Annotated in this window: 18 protein-coding genes; 15 read left to right on the top strand and 3 right to left on the bottom strand. The window is 68.3% G+C overall.

The window, feature by feature from the left end; translation table 11 throughout:
• Positions 1 to 53: 53 nt before the first annotated feature.
• A complete protein-coding gene (locus ACEU5R_RS03145; RefSeq protein WP_392409054.1) occupies positions 54 to 1,691 on the bottom strand; it encodes an NAD(P)-binding protein in 1,638 nt (545 codons plus the stop codon).
• Positions 1,691 to 3,202, bottom strand: coding sequence for a polyamine aminopropyltransferase (locus tag ACEU5R_RS03140; RefSeq protein WP_392409053.1), 1,512 nt, complete (start codon positions 3,200 to 3,202; stop codon positions 1,691 to 1,693). Before ACEU5R_RS03140 ends, ACEU5R_RS03145 begins: the two co-directional genes overlap by 1 nt.
• A gap of 79 nt (positions 3,203 to 3,281) precedes the next feature.
• Here ACEU5R_RS03140 and ACEU5R_RS03135 point away from each other — a divergent pair, with 79 nt between their 5' ends.
• The 8 genes from ACEU5R_RS03135 (at position 3,282) to ACEU5R_RS03100 (ending at position 9,023) form a co-directional block, all read left to right on the top strand.
• Entirely contained in the window at positions 3,282 to 3,668 is a 387-nt protein-coding gene (locus ACEU5R_RS03135; RefSeq protein ID WP_103273682.1) for a DUF350 domain-containing protein, read from the top strand.
• A 38-nt stretch (positions 3,669 to 3,706) separates the two neighbouring features.
• Entirely contained in the window at positions 3,707 to 4,726 is a 1,020-nt protein-coding gene (locus ACEU5R_RS03130; protein WP_392409052.1) for an SPFH domain-containing protein, read from the top strand.
• A gap of 32 nt (positions 4,727 to 4,758) precedes the next feature.
• Complete coding sequence (locus tag ACEU5R_RS03125) at positions 4,759 to 6,228, top strand: DUF4178 domain-containing protein (RefSeq protein ID WP_392409051.1); 1,470 nt, start codon at positions 4,759 to 4,761, stop codon at positions 6,226 to 6,228.
• A 4-nt stretch (positions 6,229 to 6,232) separates the two neighbouring features.
• Positions 6,233 to 6,394 (top strand): hypothetical protein, encoded by a 162-nt coding sequence (locus ACEU5R_RS03120; RefSeq protein ID WP_199770830.1) that lies wholly within the window; start codon positions 6,233 to 6,235, stop codon positions 6,392 to 6,394.
• Positions 6,391 to 6,741, top strand: a complete 351-nt coding sequence (gene speD, locus ACEU5R_RS03115) for an adenosylmethionine decarboxylase (RefSeq protein WP_103273685.1) — start codon at positions 6,391 to 6,393, stop codon at positions 6,739 to 6,741. The genes ACEU5R_RS03120 and speD overlap by 4 nt, the downstream gene beginning before the upstream one ends.
• 122 nt (positions 6,742 to 6,863) lie before the next feature.
• Positions 6,864 to 7,634, top strand: a complete 771-nt coding sequence (modA, locus tag ACEU5R_RS03110; RefSeq protein ID WP_392409050.1) for a molybdate ABC transporter substrate-binding protein — start codon at positions 6,864 to 6,866, stop codon at positions 7,632 to 7,634.
• Positions 7,635 to 7,656: 22 nt separating this feature from the next.
• Positions 7,657 to 8,340 carry a molybdate ABC transporter permease subunit gene (gene modB / locus ACEU5R_RS03105; RefSeq protein WP_103273687.1) on the top strand — a complete coding sequence of 228 codons (684 nt, stop codon included), beginning with the start codon at positions 7,657 to 7,659 and terminating at the stop codon, positions 8,338 to 8,340.
• Positions 8,337 to 9,023: an ATP-binding cassette domain-containing protein gene (locus ACEU5R_RS03100; RefSeq protein ID WP_103273688.1), complete on the top strand. Its 687-nt coding sequence runs from the start codon at positions 8,337 to 8,339 to the stop codon at positions 9,021 to 9,023. Before modB ends, ACEU5R_RS03100 begins: the two co-directional genes overlap by 4 nt.
• 80 nt (positions 9,024 to 9,103) lie before the next feature.
• On the opposite strand, the gene ACEU5R_RS03095 is transcribed toward ACEU5R_RS03100, so the two are convergent.
• Positions 9,104 to 9,898 carry a TOBE domain-containing protein gene (locus ACEU5R_RS03095; protein ID WP_392409049.1) on the bottom strand — a complete coding sequence of 265 codons (795 nt, stop codon included), beginning with the start codon at positions 9,896 to 9,898 and terminating at the stop codon, positions 9,104 to 9,106.
• Between the two features lie 153 nt (positions 9,899 to 10,051).
• Between ACEU5R_RS03095 and ACEU5R_RS03090 the strand changes: the two genes are divergently transcribed.
• The 7 genes from ACEU5R_RS03090 (at position 10,052) to ACEU5R_RS03060 (ending at position 19,630) form a co-directional block, all read left to right on the top strand.
• Positions 10,052 to 10,648, top strand: a complete 597-nt coding sequence (locus ACEU5R_RS03090) for a DUF4136 domain-containing protein (RefSeq protein ID WP_392409048.1) — start codon at positions 10,052 to 10,054, stop codon at positions 10,646 to 10,648.
• A 10-nt stretch (positions 10,649 to 10,658) separates the two neighbouring features.
• Entirely contained in the window at positions 10,659 to 11,939 is a 1,281-nt protein-coding gene (locus tag ACEU5R_RS03085; RefSeq protein ID WP_392409047.1) for a patatin-like phospholipase family protein, read from the top strand.
• Positions 11,940 to 12,234: 295 nt separating this feature from the next.
• Complete coding sequence (locus ACEU5R_RS03080; protein WP_199771038.1) at positions 12,235 to 12,558, top strand: helix-turn-helix domain-containing protein; 324 nt, start codon at positions 12,235 to 12,237, stop codon at positions 12,556 to 12,558.
• 299 nt (positions 12,559 to 12,857) lie between these two features.
• Positions 12,858 to 14,120: an efflux RND transporter periplasmic adaptor subunit gene (locus ACEU5R_RS03075; RefSeq protein ID WP_392409046.1), complete on the top strand. Its 1,263-nt coding sequence runs from the start codon at positions 12,858 to 12,860 to the stop codon at positions 14,118 to 14,120.
• Positions 14,121 to 14,187: 67 nt separating this feature from the next.
• On the top strand, positions 14,188 to 17,406 hold the full coding sequence (locus tag ACEU5R_RS03070) for an efflux RND transporter permease subunit (RefSeq protein WP_392409045.1): 3,219 nt from the start codon (positions 14,188 to 14,190) through the stop codon (positions 17,404 to 17,406).
• Entirely contained in the window at positions 17,403 to 18,890 is a 1,488-nt protein-coding gene (locus ACEU5R_RS03065; protein WP_392409044.1) for an efflux transporter outer membrane subunit, read from the top strand. The genes ACEU5R_RS03070 and ACEU5R_RS03065 overlap by 4 nt, the downstream gene beginning before the upstream one ends.
• On the top strand, positions 18,887 to 19,630 hold the full coding sequence (locus ACEU5R_RS03060; protein WP_103273694.1) for a pyridoxine 5'-phosphate synthase: 744 nt from the start codon (positions 18,887 to 18,889) through the stop codon (positions 19,628 to 19,630). Before ACEU5R_RS03065 ends, ACEU5R_RS03060 begins: the two co-directional genes overlap by 4 nt.
• Positions 19,631 to 19,646 lie beyond the last annotated feature (16 nt).

Genomic DNA, 19,646 nt, shown 5'->3' with positions numbered 1-19,646 from the left:
GGCGTCCAGCCCGCCGCCGGCCTGCACAAGGCGGGCGGCGGGTTTTTTCTTTGTCAGGCGACTTCGGGGCGCGCGCTCAGGATGCGCGCCGCCGCCGTCACGCCCCACCAGGCCGCTTCCTCGAACACCGAATAGCCCGACAGGTCGGCGTGGGCGAACAGGATCTGGCCGTCGACGTCCCGCAGCGCGGCCAGTCCGGCGTTGGACAGGCTGCCGCAATGCGGCGTGGCCATCGCATGGCCGCGCACGGTGATGTCCAGCCGGCGCGCGCGGCGCCAGAATTCCTCGCCATAGGCGGCGATCAGGTCGGCGGCGGCTTCGTCGCGCAAGGCCTCGGGGCTGGCCTGGCTGAGCCAGCGGCGCGCCTCGGCGGGTTCCAGGCGGCTCAGCGCATGGTAGGCGGTGAACACGCTGCGCGGCGACCGCGCCACCCGCAGCAACTGGTGCGTGGAGACCACATAGCCCAGTCCCTGGCCCTGGTAGACCACGTTGTCCCAGGACAGCGGTTCGCCGGGCGCTTCCAGCGGATAGCCGTCCATGACGAAGTTCGACACCATCCAGGCCGCGCGCGGCGAGGCGTGCACCGCCGGGTCGTAGCCATAGGCGCGGATGTCGGGCAGCAGGCGCTGCGCCACGAATAGCGGCATGGCGCAGACGGCGCGGCGCGCCCGCAGGGCGTAGGCGCCGCCGTCATCGGTGACGCAGGCGATGCGCGGGCCGGCGGGCGTTTCGCGGATGCGCGCGGCCGTGCCGGGCAGCAGCCAGCGTTCATGGCCCAGCCTGGCGCTGATCGCCGCGCGCATGCGCGCCACCAGTGTCGACAGGCCGCCCGGCCAGGTCAGCACCGCGCCCTCGGCGGCGTTGGCGGCATGGCCGTCGCGCGCGGCGAAGTAGTGCAGTCCGGCCCAGGCCGACACGGCGCCGGTGTCCGCGCCGTAGTCGTCGCGGCAGCAATAGTCCAGATACCAGCGCAGGGCTGGCGAGGTATAGCCCTCGCGCTCCAGCCATTGCCTGAAGGTGATGCCGTCCAGCGCGGTCCAGGCCGGATCGCGCGAGGACAGGGTCAGCGGGATGGCGAAGACCTTGCGTCCGTCGTTGCCGCGCCGCGTATGCAGGGCCTGCACCTGGGCCAGGAAGCGGCGGTGCTGCGCCAGGTCGGCCTCGGGCAGGCCCTGCATCGGCAGCAGGCTGTCTTCCCAGCGGCCATCGCGCAGCAGTCGTTCCTGCGGCGAATGGACCAGCGCGGTTTCGTCGTAGTAGGGCGTGTCGCCGCCGGCGTCGCGCTCGATCAGGCCGAAGTCGGCCAGCATCTCGCGCACGTGGATCGATTCGCGCGAGGGCAGGGGCAGGTAGTGCGCGCCCGTCGGATAGTCCAGGCCGTCCTGTGCGCCGCCGGCGGCGTTGCCGGCGTATTCCGGCCCCGCCACCACGACGAAATCGGCATGGCCCTCGCGCGCCAGTTTCCAGGCGCAGGACAGGCCGGCGACGCCGGAACCCAGGATCGCCACGCCGCAGGCGCGCGCGTCGGTGGGCTCGGGCAACGCGGCGCCGTCGCGCAGCGCATGGCCGGCCTGCATGCCGGGATAGCGGACCTGGGCCGGCGTCTCGACGATGCGCGCGCGCAGGTAGCCGGCGCCGCCGGCGATGGCGGCCGCGGCGGTCGCGCCCAGCAGGAACGCGCGGCGCTGCATCAGCGGATGACCTTGCGCCAGTCTTCGTCGAAGTAGCGCACGAGGGACTGCTCGTTCAGGCGGTTCGGCGGCATGGCCAGCGCGGGCATGTCGGCGGGGAAGTGGAACAGCTCGCGCAACGTGGCCGGGTCCAGGTAGCGCGCCGGCACGGTGATCTTGTCCGCGGGCGTGTAGTCGCGGCGCTTGCCGGCCAGGATGAAGCCCCAGTCGCCGAAGGACGGCACGTAGGCGTGGTAGGGCCAGGTGTGCAGGCCGGCTTCCTTGAGCGTGGCGTCCACGCTCCAGAACGAGCGCGGCGCGAAGTACGGCGAGGTGGACTGGATCACCATGTAGCCGTTCTCGGCCAGGTGGCGCGCCATCAGGTGGTAGACCGGCACAGAGTACAACCGGCCCAGGCCGAAGTTGGACGGGTCGGGGAAGTCCACCACGATGTAGTCGTAGACCTCGGCATGGCTTTCCAGCCAGCGGCCGGCGTCATCGTTGATGACTGTGACGCGCGGGTCCTTGAGCGCGCCCTGGTTCAACTTGACCAGCGGCTCGGAGCGCGAGAACAGGCCCGTCATGGCCGGGTCCAGGTCCACCAGCGTGACGTGTTCGACGTTCGGGTGCTTGAGAATCTCGCGCACCGCCAGCCCGTCGCCGCCGCCCAGCACCAGTACGTTGCGGGCCCAGGGCAGGGCCAGCAGGCCGGGATGCACCAGGGCCTCGTGGTAGCGGTGCTCGTCGCGCGAGGAGAATTGCAGGTTGCCGTTGATGTACAGGCGCAGGTCGTCGTGCCAGCGCGTGACCACCAGGCGCTGGTAGGGCGTGGTCTCGGCATGGACCACGTCGTCGCCGTACAGGCCCTTTTCCGCCCAGGCCGTCATGTGGCCGGAATAGACGAAGCCCAGCGTCAACAGGCCCAGCACCACGCCGCCGCGCACCGCGCGCTCGGCGGGCCGGCGCACTTCGGCGCGGAACAGCCAGGTGGTCCACAGCGCCACGCCGGCGTTCAGCATGCCGAACAGGAAACTGGTGCGCAGCAGCCCCAGCTTGGGCGCCAGCAGCAGCGGAAAGACCAGCGATACGGCCAGCGCGCCCAGGTAGTCGAAGGTCAGCACCCGGCTGACGATCTCGCGGAACTCGGCCTTGCGCTGATTGAACACGCGCATTACCAGCGGGATCTCCATGCCCACCATCAGGCCGATGACGAACACGCCCACGTAGAGCGCGGCGCGGAACGGCGCCGACAGCCAGGCGAACACCAGGAACAGCACGGCGGCCGATACCCCGCCCAGCAGCGCGACCAGCAGCTCCACGTCGATGAAGCGATTCAGAACGTCTTCATCTTTTACATATTTTGACAACCACGAGCCGATGCCCATGGCGAACAGATAGCAGCCGATGACCGAGGAGAACTGCAGGATCGAATCGCCCAGCAAATAGCTGGCGAGCGCGCTGCTGATGAGCTCGTAGCCCAGGCCGCAGGAGGCGACGATGAGGACCGACAGGATGAGGACGCGATCGCGCATGGAGGATCCGACAGGAAAAATGCACTCGGAGTATATCGAAGGCGCCGTATATACTTCGCGCAATTGGGGAGAGGCAACCATGCATCCTGCAGTGACCTATCTGATCTACATCGCCTCGGCGCTTGTCATGCTGGGGCTGTTCACGGTGATCTACACCGGCGTGACGCGCTACAAGGAATTCGACCTGATCCGCGAAGGCAACATCGCCGCGGCGATGTCCTACGGCGGCGCGCTGGTGGGTTTTTCGCTCACGCTCTGCTCCAGCATCGCCGTCCATGCCAGCTTCACCATGTTCCTGGTCTGGGGCCTGGCCGCGCTGGTCGTGCAGATCGTGGTCTACGTGGCGGTGGCGCAATGCGTGCGCGGCATGAATGACGCCATCCAGGAAAACAACGTCGCCATGGGCGGGCTGATGGGCGCCGTCTCGCTGGCGGCGGGCATCGTCAACGCCGCCTGCCTGACCTGATCGGGCGCGGCATCAGCATAGCAACAGGAGGACTGGCCATGAGTCTCGGTTCATTTATCCGCAAGCAGTTCATCGACATCCTGCAATGGAACGAGGATCGCGACGGCGTGCTCGCCTGGCGCCATCCGATGCAGGATTTCGAAATCCAGTACGGCGCCAGCCTGACGGTGCGCGAGTCGCAGATGGCGGTGTTCGTCAACGAAGGCAAGGTGGCCGACGTGTTCGGCCCCGGCATGTACAAGCTGACCACGCAGACGCTGCCGATCCTGACGTACCTGAAGAACTGGGACAAGCTGTTCGAGTCGCCGTTCAAGTCCGACGTGATCTTCTTCAGCACGCGCCTGCAGCTGGGCCGGCGCTGGGGCACGGCCCAGCCGGTGACGCTGCGCGACAGCGAGTTCGGCATGGTGCGCCTGCGCGCCTTCGGCGTGTACTCGTACCAGATCGCCGATCCCGGCACGTTCTACCGCGAAGTCAGCGGCACGCGCGACGTGTACACGGTGGACGACCTGGAATTGCAGCTGCGCAACATGGTGGTCGCCGCAATGACCACGGCGCTGGGCGGTTCCAAGGTGCCGTTCCTGGACATGGCCGGCAACCAGGGCCTGATGTCGCAGAGCATCAGCGAGCAGCTGGCGCCGACCTTCGAGCGCTACGGCGTCAAGCTGGACAACTTCACCGTCGAGAACGTGTCGCTGCCGGAAGAGCTGCAGAAGGCGCTGGACACGCGGATTTCCATGGGCATGGCCGGCGACCTGGCCAAGTTCACCCAGTACCAGACGGCCACGGCCATTCCGATGGCGGCGCAGAACGAAGGCGGCATCGCCGGCATCGGCGCCGGCCTGGCCGCGGGCGCGGCGCTGGGCCAGACCATGGCGCAGGGGCTGGGCGCGGCTGCGGCAGGGCAGGCCGCCCAGTCCGCCGCGCAGGCGGTGCCGGCCGCCGTCGATCCGGTGCAGAAGCTGCAGCAGCTCAAGGACCTGCTCGATAAGGGCCTGATCACCGCGGCCGACTATGACGCGGCCAAGGCCGACGTGCTCAAGAAACTCACCAGCTGATCCCAGACCGCACCAGAGCATCCTCCGAACCCATGCAGCAGGTCCTGTGCCCGCAGTGCGGCGCTCCCGTCTCGTTCACGTCCGCCGCCTCCGTCATGGCGGTTTGCGGCGCCTGCCGCAGCACGCTACTCAAGGATGCCGCCTCGGTGCGCCGCATCGGCGAGGCGGCCGAGGTGCTGGAGGACTACTCGCCGATCTGCCTGGGCGCGGCCGGCAAGTACGAGAGCAAGCGCTTCGACGTGGTCGGCCGCATCCAGATGCGCTACGACGACGGCTTCTGGAACGAGTGGTACCTGTGGTTCGAGGATGGCTCGGACGGCTGGCTGTCTGACGCGTCCGGCCAGTACGCGGTGACGCGGCGGCGGCGCGCCAAGACGGCCGGGGAAATGCCGGCCTTCGACCAGATCAAGCCGGGCTTCTTCTTCAAGCTGGACGGCCAGAATTACGTGGCCTCCGACATCCGCACCTGCGCGGCCGGCGGCACGCAGGGCGAGCTGCCCTTCGTGGCCGACGGCGGCTGGCAGGCCAAGGTGGCCGACTTCCGCAGCCTGGACGCCTTCCTGACGCTGGACTATTCCGACGGGCCCGATCCCGAGCTGTACATCGGCCGCGCGTTCGCGCTGTCCGACATGCAGGCCGCCTCGCTGCGCAACGCCGATCAGGTGCGCGAGACGGCGGGCCGGTTCCGCGGCCAGATCAAGGCGCTGGACTGCCCCAATTGCGGCGGCTCCATCAGCTTCGTGGCGGCGATGGCCACCCAGGTGGTGTGCCCGTCCTGTGGCTCTACCGTGGACTGCGCCGGCGAGAAGGCCGAGGTCATCGAGAAGGCGCGCAAGCTCAAGTCCATCAAGACCACGCTGGCGCTGGGCGAGACGGCCAGCATCGACGGCGCCGACTACAGCCTGATCGGCCTGATGAAATGCGCGGACCCGGATCCCGAGGAGCCGTCGCAATGGATCGAATACCTGATGTTCAACCCGGCCCAGGGCTTTCTGTGGCTGGTCGAGACCGATGAGGGCTGGGAGCGCGTCAAGGTCTGCGATACCTGGCCCAGCCAGGTCAATGCGTCCACCGTGCGCTGGCAATCGCGCCAGTACCGCAAGCTGTACGACTACACCTCGCGAGTGGATCTGGCGCTGGGCGCGTTCAACTGGCGCGTCAAGGTCGGCGACAGCACCCAGATCACCGATTACCAGACGGGCGATTTCAAGCTCACGCGCGAGCAGGGCGAGGCCGAGCTGGGCTGGTCCGCGTCCTCGCCGGTGTCGGGCGCGCAATTGGCCGAATGGTTCAAGCGGCCGGAGCTGGCGGCGCTGAAGTCGTCGGTCGGCGGGGGCAAGTCCGGCGCCTACGCCGGCTGGGCCTGGATCGCGACCATCGTCCTGGCTTTCCTGAATTTCGACAACATCCTTGAGGGCCGGCTGCTGCCGTCGCTGATCGGGCTGGCCTTCCTGTGGCTGCCGGCCAAGCTGGCGGACAAGCTTTCCGGAAGAGGCGAATAAGACGATGGGCAAGTTCATCTACACCGTCTATGCCGTGATCGTGGTGCTGGCCACCACCGGCGCCAGCGCGCCGGGGGCGCGCTTTGGCGGCACGGGCACCAGCGGCAGCACCTGGGGCGGCGGCTCCTCCAGCAGCACCGGCTGGTCCAGCGGGTCGCACAAGTGACGGTCCACGCCACGCCCGGCCGCCATGTGCTGGCCGATTTCCACGGCGTGGCCGCCGCCGGCCTGTCCGACGCGGCCGCGCTGGAGCGCCAGCTGCTGGCGGCGGCCGACGCCGCCGGCGCGCGCGTGCTGAGCGCGCATTTCCATCATTTCGGGGAAGGGGCGGGCGTGACCGGCGTGGTCATGCTCAGCGAATCCCATATCAGCATCCACACCTGGCCGGAACACGGCTACGCGGCGCTGGATGTGTTCATGTGCGGCGCGGCCCGGCCCGAGCGCGCGCTGGACAGCCTGCGCGCCGCGCTGGCGCCGGCCTCGGTCCGCGTCACGGTCGTCGACCGGGGCTGACGCGCGGCGCTTTTTCCCTTGTTTGACATGCCTCAAGGCGCTATAGGGTTCAAATTGACGTTCGTTATATACCTATATATATTTCGTGGCCAATAGACAACCCGATCGCTCTGGAGAGCAAGATGTCAGTCAACCGTCCGACCCTGCGCCCGACCCTGGCCGCCGCCTTCGCGCTGGCCACCCTGTGGGGCGCCAACGCCAGCGCCGGCGAGCTGGTCGTGTCCGCCGCCGCCAGCCTGACCAATGCGTTCAAGGACGTGGCCGCCGCCTATGAAAAAGAGCATGCCGGCACCAAGGTGGTCCTGAACTTCGGCGCCTCCGACGTGCTGCTGCAGCAGATCGTCAAGGGCGCGCCGGCCGACGTGTTCGCCTCGGCCGACCAGAAGGCCATGGACAAGGCGGTCGAGGAAAAGGCCGTCAAGCCCGCCTCGCGCGTGGACTTCGCCGCCAACCAGGTCGTGCTGATCGTCCCGACCGACAGCCGCGCCAACATCACCGCGTTGAAGGACCTGACGCGCGACGACGTCAAGCGCATCGCCTACGGCAATCCGGCCTCGGTGCCGGTCGGCCGCTACACGCAGGGCGCGCTGCAGGCCGCCGGCCTGTGGGACGCCGTGCAGGCCAAGAGCGTGCTGGCGCAGAACGTGCGCCAAAGCCTGGACTATGTGTCGCGCGGCGAGGTCGACGCCGGCTTCGTGTTCGCCACCGACGCCGCCATCATGGCGGACAAGGTCAAGGTCGCCGTGCGCGTGCCGTCGCAGACGCCCGTCACCTATCCCATCGCCGTGACCGCGCGCGAAGCCGCCGCCAAGGAGGCCCAGAGCTTCGTCGCCTACGTGCTTTCGCCCGCCGGCCAGGAGATACTGTCGCGCTACGGCTTCCAGAAGCCCTGATTCCGCTTGAGCGCATGCGTCGATGAGTGATTCTGTCTGGGTGCCCCTGCTGCTTTCCTTGAAAGTGGCGGGGTGGGCCACATTACTGGCGGCGGTGGCCGGCACCGCCGCCGCCTATGGTCTGTCGCGCTGGCGCTGGCGGGGCCGCGACCTGCTGGACGCCTTGCTGACGCTGCCGCTGGTGCTGCCGCCCACCGTGCTGGGCTACTACCTGCTGGTGCTGCTGGGCCGGCGCGGCGTGCTGGGCGAGACGCTGGCGGGCTGGGGCATCGAGCTGGTCTTCACCTGGCAGGGCGCCGTCATCGCCGCCGCCGTGGTGGCGTTTCCGCTGGTGTTCAAGTCGGCCCGCGCGGCGTTCGAGAACGTCGACGCGCAGCTGGAGAACGCGGCGCGGGTGCTGGGCGTGTGCGAGGCGGGGGTGTTCTTCCGCGTGACGCTGCCGCTGGCCGCGCGCGGCATCGTCGCCGGCGTGTTGCTGGCCTTCGCGCGGGCGCTGGGCGAATTCGGCGCCACGCTGATGATCGCCGGCAACCTGCCGGGCCGCACCCAGACGCTGTCGGTCGCCATTTACGAGGCGGTACAGGCCGGCGATGACGCCACCGCCAACCTGCTGGTGCTGGTCACGTCCGTGACCTGCGTGGTGGTCCTGCTGCTGGCGGGACGGCTGGTGCCGGTGTCCGGCAGGCGTGATTCGGGGGCACGATGAGCGTCGCCATACAGATCCGGAAGCGCATGGTGTCCGGCGACCGGCATTTCGCGCTGGACGTGGATGTCACGTCCAGGTCCAAGCGCATCGCGCTGTTCGGCCCGTCCGGCGCCGGCAAGAGCCTGACCCTGCGGGCCGTGGCCGGCCTGCTGCGGCCGGATGCCGGACGCATCGACATCAATGGCCGCGCGCTGTTCGATTCGGCGCAAGGCATATGCCTGCCGCCGCAGTCGCGCCGCGTGGCCTATCTGTTCCAGGACTACGCGCTGTTCCCGCACCTGACGGTGGCGCAGAACATCGCGTTCGGCATGCGGCGCGGCTGGCGCAATCCGCCGCGCAAGCAGGTCAGCGAGCAGGCGCGGCGCTGGGTCGACGCCTTCGAGCTGGGCGCCATCGTGGGCAGCTATCCGAGCGAGATATCGGGCGGCCAGAAGCAGCGCGTGGCGCTGGCGCGGGCGCTGATGCTGGAACCCGACATCCTGTTGCTGGACGAGCCGTTCTCGGCGCTGGACTCGCAGCTGCGCGGCAAGATGCGGCAGGAGCTGGACGCCTTGCAGCGGCGGCTGGACGTGCCGATGCTGCTGATCACGCACGATCCGGCCGACGTCGAGGCGCTGGCCGACGAGGTGTTCGAGCTGCGCGACGGCCGCGTGCGCCGCCGGGATGAAGACGTGGGATTGTGACGGCGACCGGATCGCTATCTGATTGATCAGCGCTGGCCCGAGACCGCCGCGGGCCGGTTCCCGGGGCCCGTGCGAGACGCTTAATCCAGCACGCCCAGGATGACGTTCGAGGCCTTGAAGATGGCGACGGCCGGCGAACCCTGTTTCAGGCCCAGTTCCTGCGCGCTTTCATTGGTGACGATGGCGGCCACGGTGGCGCCGCCGTCGAGCTGGATCAGGATTTCGCTGTTCACCGCGCCGGGGCGCACGGCCGAGACGGCGCCCGGCAGCTGGTTGCGGGCCGACAGGCGCAGGCCCTTGCCGGGCACGCCCACTATCACCGAGGATGCCTTGATCAGGGCGATGGCTTCCTTGCCGTCGGCCAGGCCCAGTTCCTGGGTGCTTTCGCGGGTGATGGTGGCGGTGAGCGTCTGGCCGCCGGCGATGCGCAGGCGGATTTCGTCGTTGACCGCGCCCGACGTGATGCCGATGACGGTGCCCAGCAGGCGGTTGCGCGCGGAGGTCTTGAGCATGAAGCGCCTCATGAGGTCGATGTCGCCGCTGGCGTCCAGGCCGGCGCGCGTCAGGTTTTCCATGAACTTGCGGTGTTCGGCCTCCAGCGCGCGGAAGGTCGCGATCAGGCGGCGCGCCCGGTCGGTCAGCTGCGTGCCGCCGCCGCCCCGGCCGCCGGCCGCCCGCAGCACCAGCGGTTCGCCCGCCAGGTTGTTCATCGCGTCGATGGCGTCCCACGCGCCCTTGTAGCTCATGCCCACGGCGCGCGCGGCGGCGGTGATCGAGCCGGTGGCGTCGATCTGGGCGAGCAGGTCGATGCGGTTCTTGCCGCCCCAGGTCTGGGCGCCGGAGCGCAGCCAGATCGAGCCGTCGAGTTCCAACATGGCGGTGAGGTCCGTTCAGTTCCGATTGAAGGCTTGCAGTGTAATGGACGGTCGGCCCCGGCGGCGACGGCGCGATGGGAATGAGAGGCGTCATTGAAACTTTGCGGGCTTCGCGGCACTATGTGCTGGCCTCGGATTCCTGGAGACCGGATCATGAAAGCCCCAACCCTGCTGGCCGCGGGCTGCCTGGCGGCGCTGCTGTCGGCCTGCGCCACCGGACCATCGATACGCAGCGACTACGACCAGAAGGCGGATTTCTCGCGCTATCGCACCTTCGGCTACATGAGCCCGCTGGGTACGGACAAGGCCGGCTACAGCAGTCTGCTGACCGAGCGCCTGAAGGACGCCACGCGCGGCCAGATGGAAATGCGCGGCTACGTCTATAACACCGCCGATCCGGACCTGCTGATCAATTTCAACGGCAAGCTGCAGCAGAAGACCCAGGTCACCCAGGCGCCGCCGGCCATCGGTCCTTATTACGGCTATCGCAGCGGCTTCTATGGCGGCTGGCCCGGCTATGGCTGGGGCGACACCGTCTATCAATACACGGAGGGCACGCTGAACATCGACCTGGTCGACGCGCGCCGCAAGCAGCTGGTGTGGGAAGGCGTGGCCGTGGGCGAGGTGCGCAATCCCGAGATGGCCGCGTCGCAGCAGAGCGTGGAAAAGGCCGTCGCCCAAGTGTTCTCGAAATATCCGTTCCGCGCCGGCGTGGCCGCGCCGCAGGGACCGGACAAGTCCAAGCCTTGAGGAGTCCCGCATGAGCACGGCACGCCCGTCCCGCAAGCGCCAGGCCGCCCCGGCCGATACCGACAGTCCGCGCCGCACGTCCAAGACCGCCCCGGACAACGCCGACAGCCCGGGCCGCGCCGCCGCGGACTCCGGCGGCGCGCAGTCCTACGACACGGTCGCCCTGGTGCTGCAGGGCGGCGGCGCCCTGGGGGCCTACCAGGCCGGGGTGTACCAGGGCCTGCACGAGGCCGGCATCCGCCCCAACTGGGTGGCGGGCATTTCCATCGGTTCGATCAACGCCGCCATCATCGCCGGCTCGCCCGAGGACGAGCGCGTGGCGCGGCTGCGCGGGTTCTGGGAGACGATCTGCCGGCCGACCGGCTTCGCCGCCCTGCCTTGGGGCGATACGCTGGCCGGCATGTTCGAGGGCATTCCGTTCGGCTTCGGCTCGCCGGCCATGAACGGCCAGCTGTCCGCCTTCCATGCGCTGGTGTCCGGTCAGCCTGGTTTCTTCAAGCCGCGCTTTCCGCCGCCCTACCTGTTGCATGGGCAGGGGGCGGCTTCCACCAGCTTCTACGACACGTCTGCGCTGGCCGATACGCTGCGCCAGTTCGTCGACTTCGACCTGCTGAACGCGGGCAAGGTGCGCGCCAGCTTCGGCGTGGTCAACGTGCGGACCGGCAACTTCGCCTATTTCGACAGCCGCAAGGACCGGCTGGGCCCCGAGCACGTCATGGCCTCCGGCGCATTGCCGCCGGGCTTCCCGTCCGTGGAAATCGATGGCGAGCATTACTGGGACGGGGGCGTGGTGTCCAACACCCCGCTGGCCCAGGTGGTGGGCGCGGAGAACATGCGCGACACGCTGGCCTTCCAGGTGGACCTGTGGCCGGCGCGCGGCGGCCTGCCCACCTCGCTGGAAGAAGTGGCCGAGCGGCAGAAGGACATCCAGTATTCCAGCCGGACCCGCCTGGTGACCGACCAGTTGCGCCGGGTGCTCAAGCTGCGCCACGGCCTGCAGAAGCTGCTGGCGCGCCTGCCCGAATCCGAGCGCGGCGCGGCCGACCTGGAAGAGCTGCGCCGGCTGTCGCACACGCCGGCGACCAACATCGTCAACCTGATCTACGAGTCCAAGCACCGCGAGCGCTATTCCAAGGACTACGAGTTCGGCACCGAGGCCATGCGCGAGCACTGGGAGTCCGGCCTGTCGGACATCCGCCTGACCCTGGCCCGGCCGGGCGTGCTGGACCGTCCGACCGAGGACAGTTGTTTTGTCGCCCACGACATCCATCGCAACGGCAAACGGCATTGATCGAGGGGGCGGGCAGGATGGGGAAAAGATAGGATCTTCAGCCGATATGAACTGAATTTAAAGGGATTAGTCTGATCCTGGCGTAGCAAGAGGAAATCCGGCTTGCAGGCCCGTTAGTCTCTCGAACAAGTTGCATTTTTTGTTTCCGGCGCCCGGAAACCGCGGATTGCGCGGTGCCGAGTCCGGTGGAGAGCCAGCCGTGATCGTTACCGCCCAATCCGAGCCCGTTCTGTCCGCCTCCGGCGCGCCCCTGGCCGCGCCGGTCCATGCCGTCCAAGGCGTCCCCGTCGATGGTCTGATAGCCGCCAGCGACAGGCTGGAAGGCTGGTGGACGCTGCGCTACGGCGGCTGGACGCTGCTTACGCCCCGTGGCGGCCGCCTCGACCTGTCCGAACTCGAGCGCGCCTGCTTCCTGTGTCTGTTGCGCAACCCGCGGCGCGAGCTGTTGCGGTCCGAGCTGGTGGCCATGCGGCAGCACACCAAGATGCGCACGCTGAATGTCGCCATCTGCCGGCTGCGCCGCAAGGTGGGCGATGCCGGCGACCAGTTGCCGCTGCATACCGTGCACGGCATCGGCTACGTCTTCCTGGGCAAGCTCCGGGAATTCGCCGAACCCTGACAGGCCAGAGGGCGCGCGCGGCTCGCGGCCCGCCCCTCACTTCAAGGCGTCCGCCTGATCGGACCCTGTTTTTGTGGCGAACTCCTCTCCATATAGTGTGGCGCGGCGCCAAATTTGGCGTCCGTCGCTGCGCAACCACGCCAAATCCCCCTCGAAAACCCTTGGATCGCCTGATAACTGAGTTACATTATTGGGCTATTCAGGCGCCCGCCCCGGCGCGGATCTTGCGTTGGCCATGGCTGCACGCAGGCGCCTGACGATCTTGCTTACTTGACGCGGCATACTACGCGGGGGTTTCGATGCGGTTTTCGCCTAAACGTGTTTCAGGTCTGGCTCTTTCGGGTGGCGCGCTGGCGCTGCTGTTGGCGGGGTGCGGCGAGCACCCGCAAATGAACCCCGGCATGCCCCAGGTCAGCGTCATCACGGTCCAGCCCGAGCGCACGCCGATCGTGGCGGAGCTGCCCGGCCGTGTCGATGCGGTCCGCGATGCGCAGATCCGCGCGCGGGTGACCGGCATCGTCCAGAAGATCGCTTTCGAGCAGGGCGGCGACGTCCAGGAGAAGCAACTGCTCTTCAAGATCGATCCGGCGCCGTACAAGGCGGCCTACGATCAAGCCACCGCCCAGCTCAAGCAGGCGCAGGCCAATCTGTTCAGCGCCAAGGTGCTGGCCGATCGCTACGCGCCGCTGGTCAAGGCCAATGCGGTCAGCAAGCAGGAATACGACAACGCCGTGGCGTCGTACCGCCAGGCCGAGGCCGCCGTGGCCGCCGCCAAGGCCGCGCAGGACAACGCCTCGATCAATCTCGGCTACACCGACGTGACCTCGCCCATCACCGGACGCATCGGCAAGCCGCTGGTCACCGAGGGCGCGCTGGTCGAGGGCACCTCGGCCACGCAGATGGCCACGGTGCAGCAGCTCGACCCCATCTATATCGACTTCAACCAGTCCACCACGGATCTGGCGGCGCTGCGTCGCGCCTTCGCCAGCGGCAAGCTGCAGCAGGTCGGCAAGGACGCCGCCCGCGCCACGGTGGTGCTGGAGGACGGTTCCGAGTATCCGCACCCGGGCAAGCTCTTGTTCACCGGCATCACGGTCGACCCGACCACCGGCCAGGTCAACCTGCGCGCCGAGGTGCCGAACCCGGACAACGTGCTGTTGCCGGGCATGTATGTGCGCGTGAGGCTGGAGCAGGGCGTGGACGACAAGGCGCTGCTGGTGCCGCAGCAGGCGCTGCAGCGCACGCCCGACGGCGCCCAGAGCCTGATGCTGGTCAACAAGGAAAACAAGGTCGAGCAGGTGCCGGTGACCACCGGCGGCGCCGTCAAGACCAACTGGATCGTCACCAGCGGCCTGAAGGCCGGCGACACGGTGGTGGTCGAGGGCTTCCAGAAGATCCGCCCCGGCGCGCCGGTGCAAGCCAGCCCGTGGAAGGCCGGCGGCCAGCCGGGCGCCGCGCCCGCCGGCCAGCCTGCTGCGCAGCAGCCGGCCAAGCCGGCCGAGGGCGCGCCCGCCAAGCAGGAGCCTGCCAAACAAGACCCGGCCGCAGGCCAGAAGTCCTAAGCGGCTCGCGGCGCCCATAAGGCGCCGCGTTCCCCTTCAGTGAGCATCGCTTTCAGAGTCCGCCCACATGCCGCAATTCTTTATTGAAAGACCAATTTTCGCCTGGGTCGTCGCCCTGTTCATCCTGCTTGCGGGTGTGCTGGCAATCCCCAGCATGCCGGTGTCGCAGTACCCGAACGTGGCACCGCCCGCCATCACCATCACGGCCACCTATCCGGGCGCGTCCGCCAAGGAGGTGGCTCAGTCGGTGACCTCCATCATCGAGGACAAGCTCAACGGCGCCAAGGGCCTGCTGTACTACGAATCGGTCAGCGATTCCTACGGCACCTCGACCATCACCGCCACCTTCGCGCCCGGCCGCGACCCCGATCTGGCGCAGGTGGACGTGCAGAACCGCGTGTCCAACGTGATCGCGCAACTGCCCACCGCCGTGCAGCAGCAGGGCCTGAAGTACGAGCAGACCAGCACGGGCTTCCTGCTCGTGGTGACGGTGTCGTCCACCGACGGTTCGCTGGACCAGACCGCGCTGGCCGACTACATCGCCCGCAATATCCAGAACCCGATCTCGCGCGTGCCCGGCGTCGGGCAGTTCCAGCTGTTCGCGGCGCCGCGCGCCATGCGCATCTGGGTCGATCCTGCCAAGCTGGTCGGTTTCAACCTGAGCATGGCCGAGGTCAATCAGGCGATTTCCGCGCAGAACGTCCTGATCTCGGGCGGCAGCGTCGGTTCGCCGCCTAACCCGGATTCGCAGCGCATCACCGCCACCGTGACCGCCAACGGCCAGCTGTCCACGATCGAGGGCTTCGGCAAGATCGTGCTGCGCGCCAATACCGACGGTTCCAAGGTGCTGCTGCGCGACGTGGCGCGCATCGAGGTCGGCGCCGACAACTACCAGTTCGGCGCCCGCCTGAACGGCAAGCCCACGGCCGCCTTCGCCGTCGTGCTGTCGCCCAACGCCAACGCGCTGGCCACGGCCCAGGGCGTGCGCAAGCAGATGGTTGAGCTGGCCAAGTATTTCCCGGGCAACATCACGTATTCCATTCCCTATGACACCGCGCCCTACGTGAAGGTGTCGATCGAGCAGGTGCTGCACACCCTGGTGGAAGCCATGGTGCTGGTGTTCCTGGTGATGTACCTGTTCCTGCAGAACGTGCGCTATACCCTGATCCCGGCGCTGGTGGTGCCGGTGGCCATGCTGGGGACATTCGCGGTGATGCTGGGGCTGGGCTTCTCCATCAACGTATTGACCATGTTCGCCATGGTGCTGGCCATCGGGATCCTGGTGGACGATGCCATCGTGGTGGTCGAGAACGTGGAGCGCATCATGGCCACCGAGGGCCTGCCGCCCAAGGAGGCCACCAAGAAAGCCATGCCCCAGATCAGCGGCGCCATCGTCGGCATCACGCTGGTGCTGGTGACGGTGTTCCTGCCGCTGGCCTTCATGGGCGGGTCGGTGGGCGTGATCTACCGCCAGTTCTCGGTGGCGATGGCCGTGTCGATCTTCTTCTCGGCCCTGCTGGCTCTGACCTTCACCCCGGCGCTGTGCGCCACCATCCTCAAGCCCATCCCCAAGGGTCACCATGAGGAAAAGAAGGGCTTCTTCGGCTGGTTCAACCGCAAGTTCGATGCCACCACGCACGGCTACCAGAACTGGGTGGCGCGCGTCCTGCACAAGGGCGGCCGCATGATGCTGGCCTTCGTGCTGCTGGTCGTGCTGCTGGGTTGGCTGTTCCTGCGCCTGCCGTCGTCGTTCCTGCCTGAGGAAGACCAGGGCTACGTGGTCAGCAACATCGAGCTGCCGACAGGCGCCACGGCCAACCGGACCGTCGACGTGCTCAAGCAGGTCGAGGACTACTTCATGAAGATCCCGGCGGTCGAGAACGTCATTGCGATCCAGGGGTACAGCTTCAACGGCAACGGCCTGAACGCCGCCATTGCCTTCACCACGCTCAAGGATTTCAGCAAGCGCAAGGGCAGCGAGGATTCCGCGGGCGCCATCGCCTTCAACGCCTTCCAGCAGCAGCTGATGGGCATCCACGACGCCATGGTGTTCACCCTGGTGCCGCCGGCCATCTCCGCGCTGGGCAACGCCACCGGCTTCGACTTCCGCCTGCAGGATCGCGGCGCGGCCGGAACCGAGGCGCTGGCCGCGGCCACCGGCCAGCTGATGGGCCTGGCGATGCAGAGCCCGGTGCTGTCGCAGGTCCGCATCACCGGCCTGGGACCGGGCACGCAGCTCAGCCTGAACATCGACCGCGACAAGGCGGCCGCGCTGGGCGTGGACTTCAACGAGGCTGCGGCGTTGATCTCCACCGCCGTCGGCTCGGCCTACCTGAGCAAGTTCCCCAACCTGGGCCGGATGCAGAACATCTGGGTGCAGGCCGACGCGCCGTACCGCATGCAGCTCAAGGATGTGCTGGCGCTGAACGCCCGCAACCTGCAGGGCGGCATGGTGCCGCTGTCGTCCTTCGTCACGGCCGAATGGAAGCAGGGCCCCGTCCAGGTGGTGCGCTACAACAGCTACGAGTCGATCCGTATCGGCGGCAATGCCGCGCCGGGCTATACCACCGGCGATGCCATGGCCGAGATGGAGCGCCTGGTGGCGCAGCTGCCGCCGGGCTACGGCTTCGAGTGGAACGGCCTGTCCTACCAGGAACGCCAGGCCGGCAACCAGGCCCCGATCCTGATGGGCCTGTCGCTGCTGGTCGTGTTCCTGGTGCTGGCCGCGCTGTATGAAAGCTGGGCCATCCCGCTGTCGGTCATGCTGGTGGTGCCGCTGGGCATGCTGGGCGCGGTGGCGCTGGTCAGCGCGCTGGGCATGTCCAACGACGTGTACTTCCAGGTGGGCATGGTGACCGTGATCGGGCTGGCGGCCAAGAACGCCATCCTGATCGTGGAATTCGCCAAGGACCAGTACGCGCGCGGCATGGGGCTCTACGAGGCGGCGGTCGAGGCCGCGCGATTGCGGTTCCGGCCCATCCTGATGACCTCGCTGGCCTTCATCCTGGGCGTGGTGCCGCTGGCCATGGCCACCGGCGCCGGCGCCGCCAGCCAGCGCGCGGTGGGTCTGGGCGTGCTGGGCGGCATGCTTGCCGCCACGCCTTTCGCCGTGATGTTCGTGCCGACCTTCTTCGTGGTGGTGCTGGGCCTGTTCAAGACCAAGCCCCGCCTGCTGGGCGCCGAACTGAAGGCATTCGAGGAAGAACAGGCCGCCAAGAAGGCCGCCGAGGCTTCCGGCGCGCAACTACCCGCTCAACCCCATGGTGGCCAGGAGGGCAAGGTATGAAAGCCCTGATGTACAAACAGACCGCCTTGTCCGCCTTCGTGGCGGTGGCGTTGGCCGGCTGCTCGCTGGCGCCCGATTACAAGCGTCCCGACGCGCCGGTGTCCGGCAACTGGCCGGACCAGCCCAAGGTGCAGTACGGCGCCTATGCCAAGCCGACCGCGCTGGGCACGCAGCCCGCGGCCTCGGTGGAGCCGCAGGCCGGCACGCCGGCCGCCGACATCGGCTGGCGCGAGTTCTTCCGCGATCCGCGCCTGCAGCGCCTGATCGAGCTGTCGCTGGCCAACAACCGCGACCTGCGCGTGGCCGTGCAGCGCGTCGAAGAGGCGCGCGCGCAGTACGGCGTGCAGCGCGGCGCGCAGTGGCCCAGCATCGGCGCCGGCATCCAGGGCCAGCGCCAGCACCTGCCCGCCAACATGCGGGCGCCGGGCGCTGGCTCGATCAGCAGCAGCTACCAGGCCGGCATCGGCCTGACCACGTTCGAGATCGACCTGTTCGGCCGGTTGCGCAGCCTGTCCGAGGCGGCGTACCAGCAGTACCTGTCGACCGAGCAGGCGCAGAAGAGCGTGCACATCACGCTGGTGGGCTCGGTCGCGCAGGCCTATTTCAACCTGCGCGCGGCCGAGGTCCAGATGGACCTGACCCAGCGCACGCTGGCCTCGCGCCAGGAGTCCTACAACCTGGTCAAGCGCCGCTTCGACGGCGGTGTGTCGTCCGAGCTGGACTTGAATCAGGCCAAGACCTTGCTGGATTCGGCCTCGTCCAGCCTGGCCGAGCTGGCCCGCGCGCGCGCGCAAGCCGTCAACGCGCTGGTGGTGCTGGTGGGCGCGCCCTTGCCCGAGGACCTGCCCGCGCCGGCCGCGTTCGGCCGCGAACAGCTGCTGGCCACGGTGCCGGCGGGACTGCCGTCCGACCTGCTGGAGCGCCGGCCCGACATCGTCGCCGCCGAGCACCAGCTCAAGTCGGCCAATGCCAATATCGGCGCGGCGCGCGCGGCGTTCTTCCCGACCATCTCCCTGACCGGCCTGCTGGGGGCGGCCAGCCCCTCGCTGTCCGATCTTTTCAAGGGCGGGCAGGGGTACTGGAGCTTCTCGCCGTCTATCACCACGCCGCTGTTCGCCGGCGGCAGTATCCGCGAAGGGCTGAACCTGGCCAAGGCGCGCGATAATATTGCGGTGGCGCAGTATGAGAAAACCATCCAGCAGGCGTTCCGCGAAGTCTCGGACGCGCTGGCCGGCGAGGCTACCTACAGCGCCCAGCTGGATGCCCAGCGCGGCCTGCAGGATTCCTCGGCGCGCACGCTGGAACTGTCGAACCTGCGCTATACCAACGGCGTCGACAGCTATCTGCAGGTGCAGACGGCGCAAGTGGACTTTTTCAATGCCCAGATTTCCCTGGTGCAGACGGGGTTGGCCGCATTGATCAACCGCGTGGAGCTGTACAAGGCCCTGGGCGGCGGCTGGCAGGAAACGACTAGGACGCAATGATAGAACTTGGTGTAAATATCGATCACGTGGCCACGCTGCGCCAGCAGCGTCACACGGTTTATCCGGACCCGGTCGCCGCCGCCCTGCGGGCGGAGGACGCCGGGGCCGACCTGATCACGCTGCACCTGCGCGAGGACCGCCGCCACATCCAGGACAAGGATGTCTACGCGCTGCGCCCGCTGCTGCGCACGCGCATGAACCTGGAGTGCGCGATCACGGCCGAAATGCTGGAGATCGCCTGTGCCGTCAAGCCCAGCGACGTCTGCCTGGTGCCCGAAAAACGCACCGAGCTGACCACCGAGGGCGGCCTGGAAGTGGCCGGCGCGCTGGCCGCCGTGACCGACGCCGTCGGCCTGCTGGCCGAGTCCGGCATCCGGGTGTCGCTGTTCATCGATCCCGAGCCGGCGCAGATCGCGGCCGCCGCCCAGGCCGGCGCGCCCGTGGTCGAGCTGCACACCGGCGCCTATGCCGAAGCGCAGGACGAGGCCACGGCCCGGGCCGAGCTGACGCGCATCCGCGTGGCGGTGGCCGAGGGCCTGCGCCACGGACTGCGCGTGAATGCGGGCCACGGCCTGCACTACGGCAATGTGGGTCCGGTGGCGGCGGTGGACGGGATCGCCGAATTGAACATCGGCCACGCCATCGTGGCGCAGGCGGTGTTCGACGGCTGGGAAAAGGCGGTGCGCGACATGAAGGCGCTGATGGTGCAGGCGCGCCTGGAAGCGCTGCGCGGCCGCTGATCCGTGGCCGCGAGGC

It is taken from the genome of Achromobacter sp. 413638 (assembly GCF_043119405.1).
In the GTDB taxonomy this organism is placed as follows: Bacteria; Pseudomonadota; Gammaproteobacteria; order Burkholderiales; family Burkholderiaceae_B; genus Achromobacter.
Note: the sequence above shows the minus strand (reverse complement) of the source record. Positions and strands in the feature narration are given on the sequence as shown.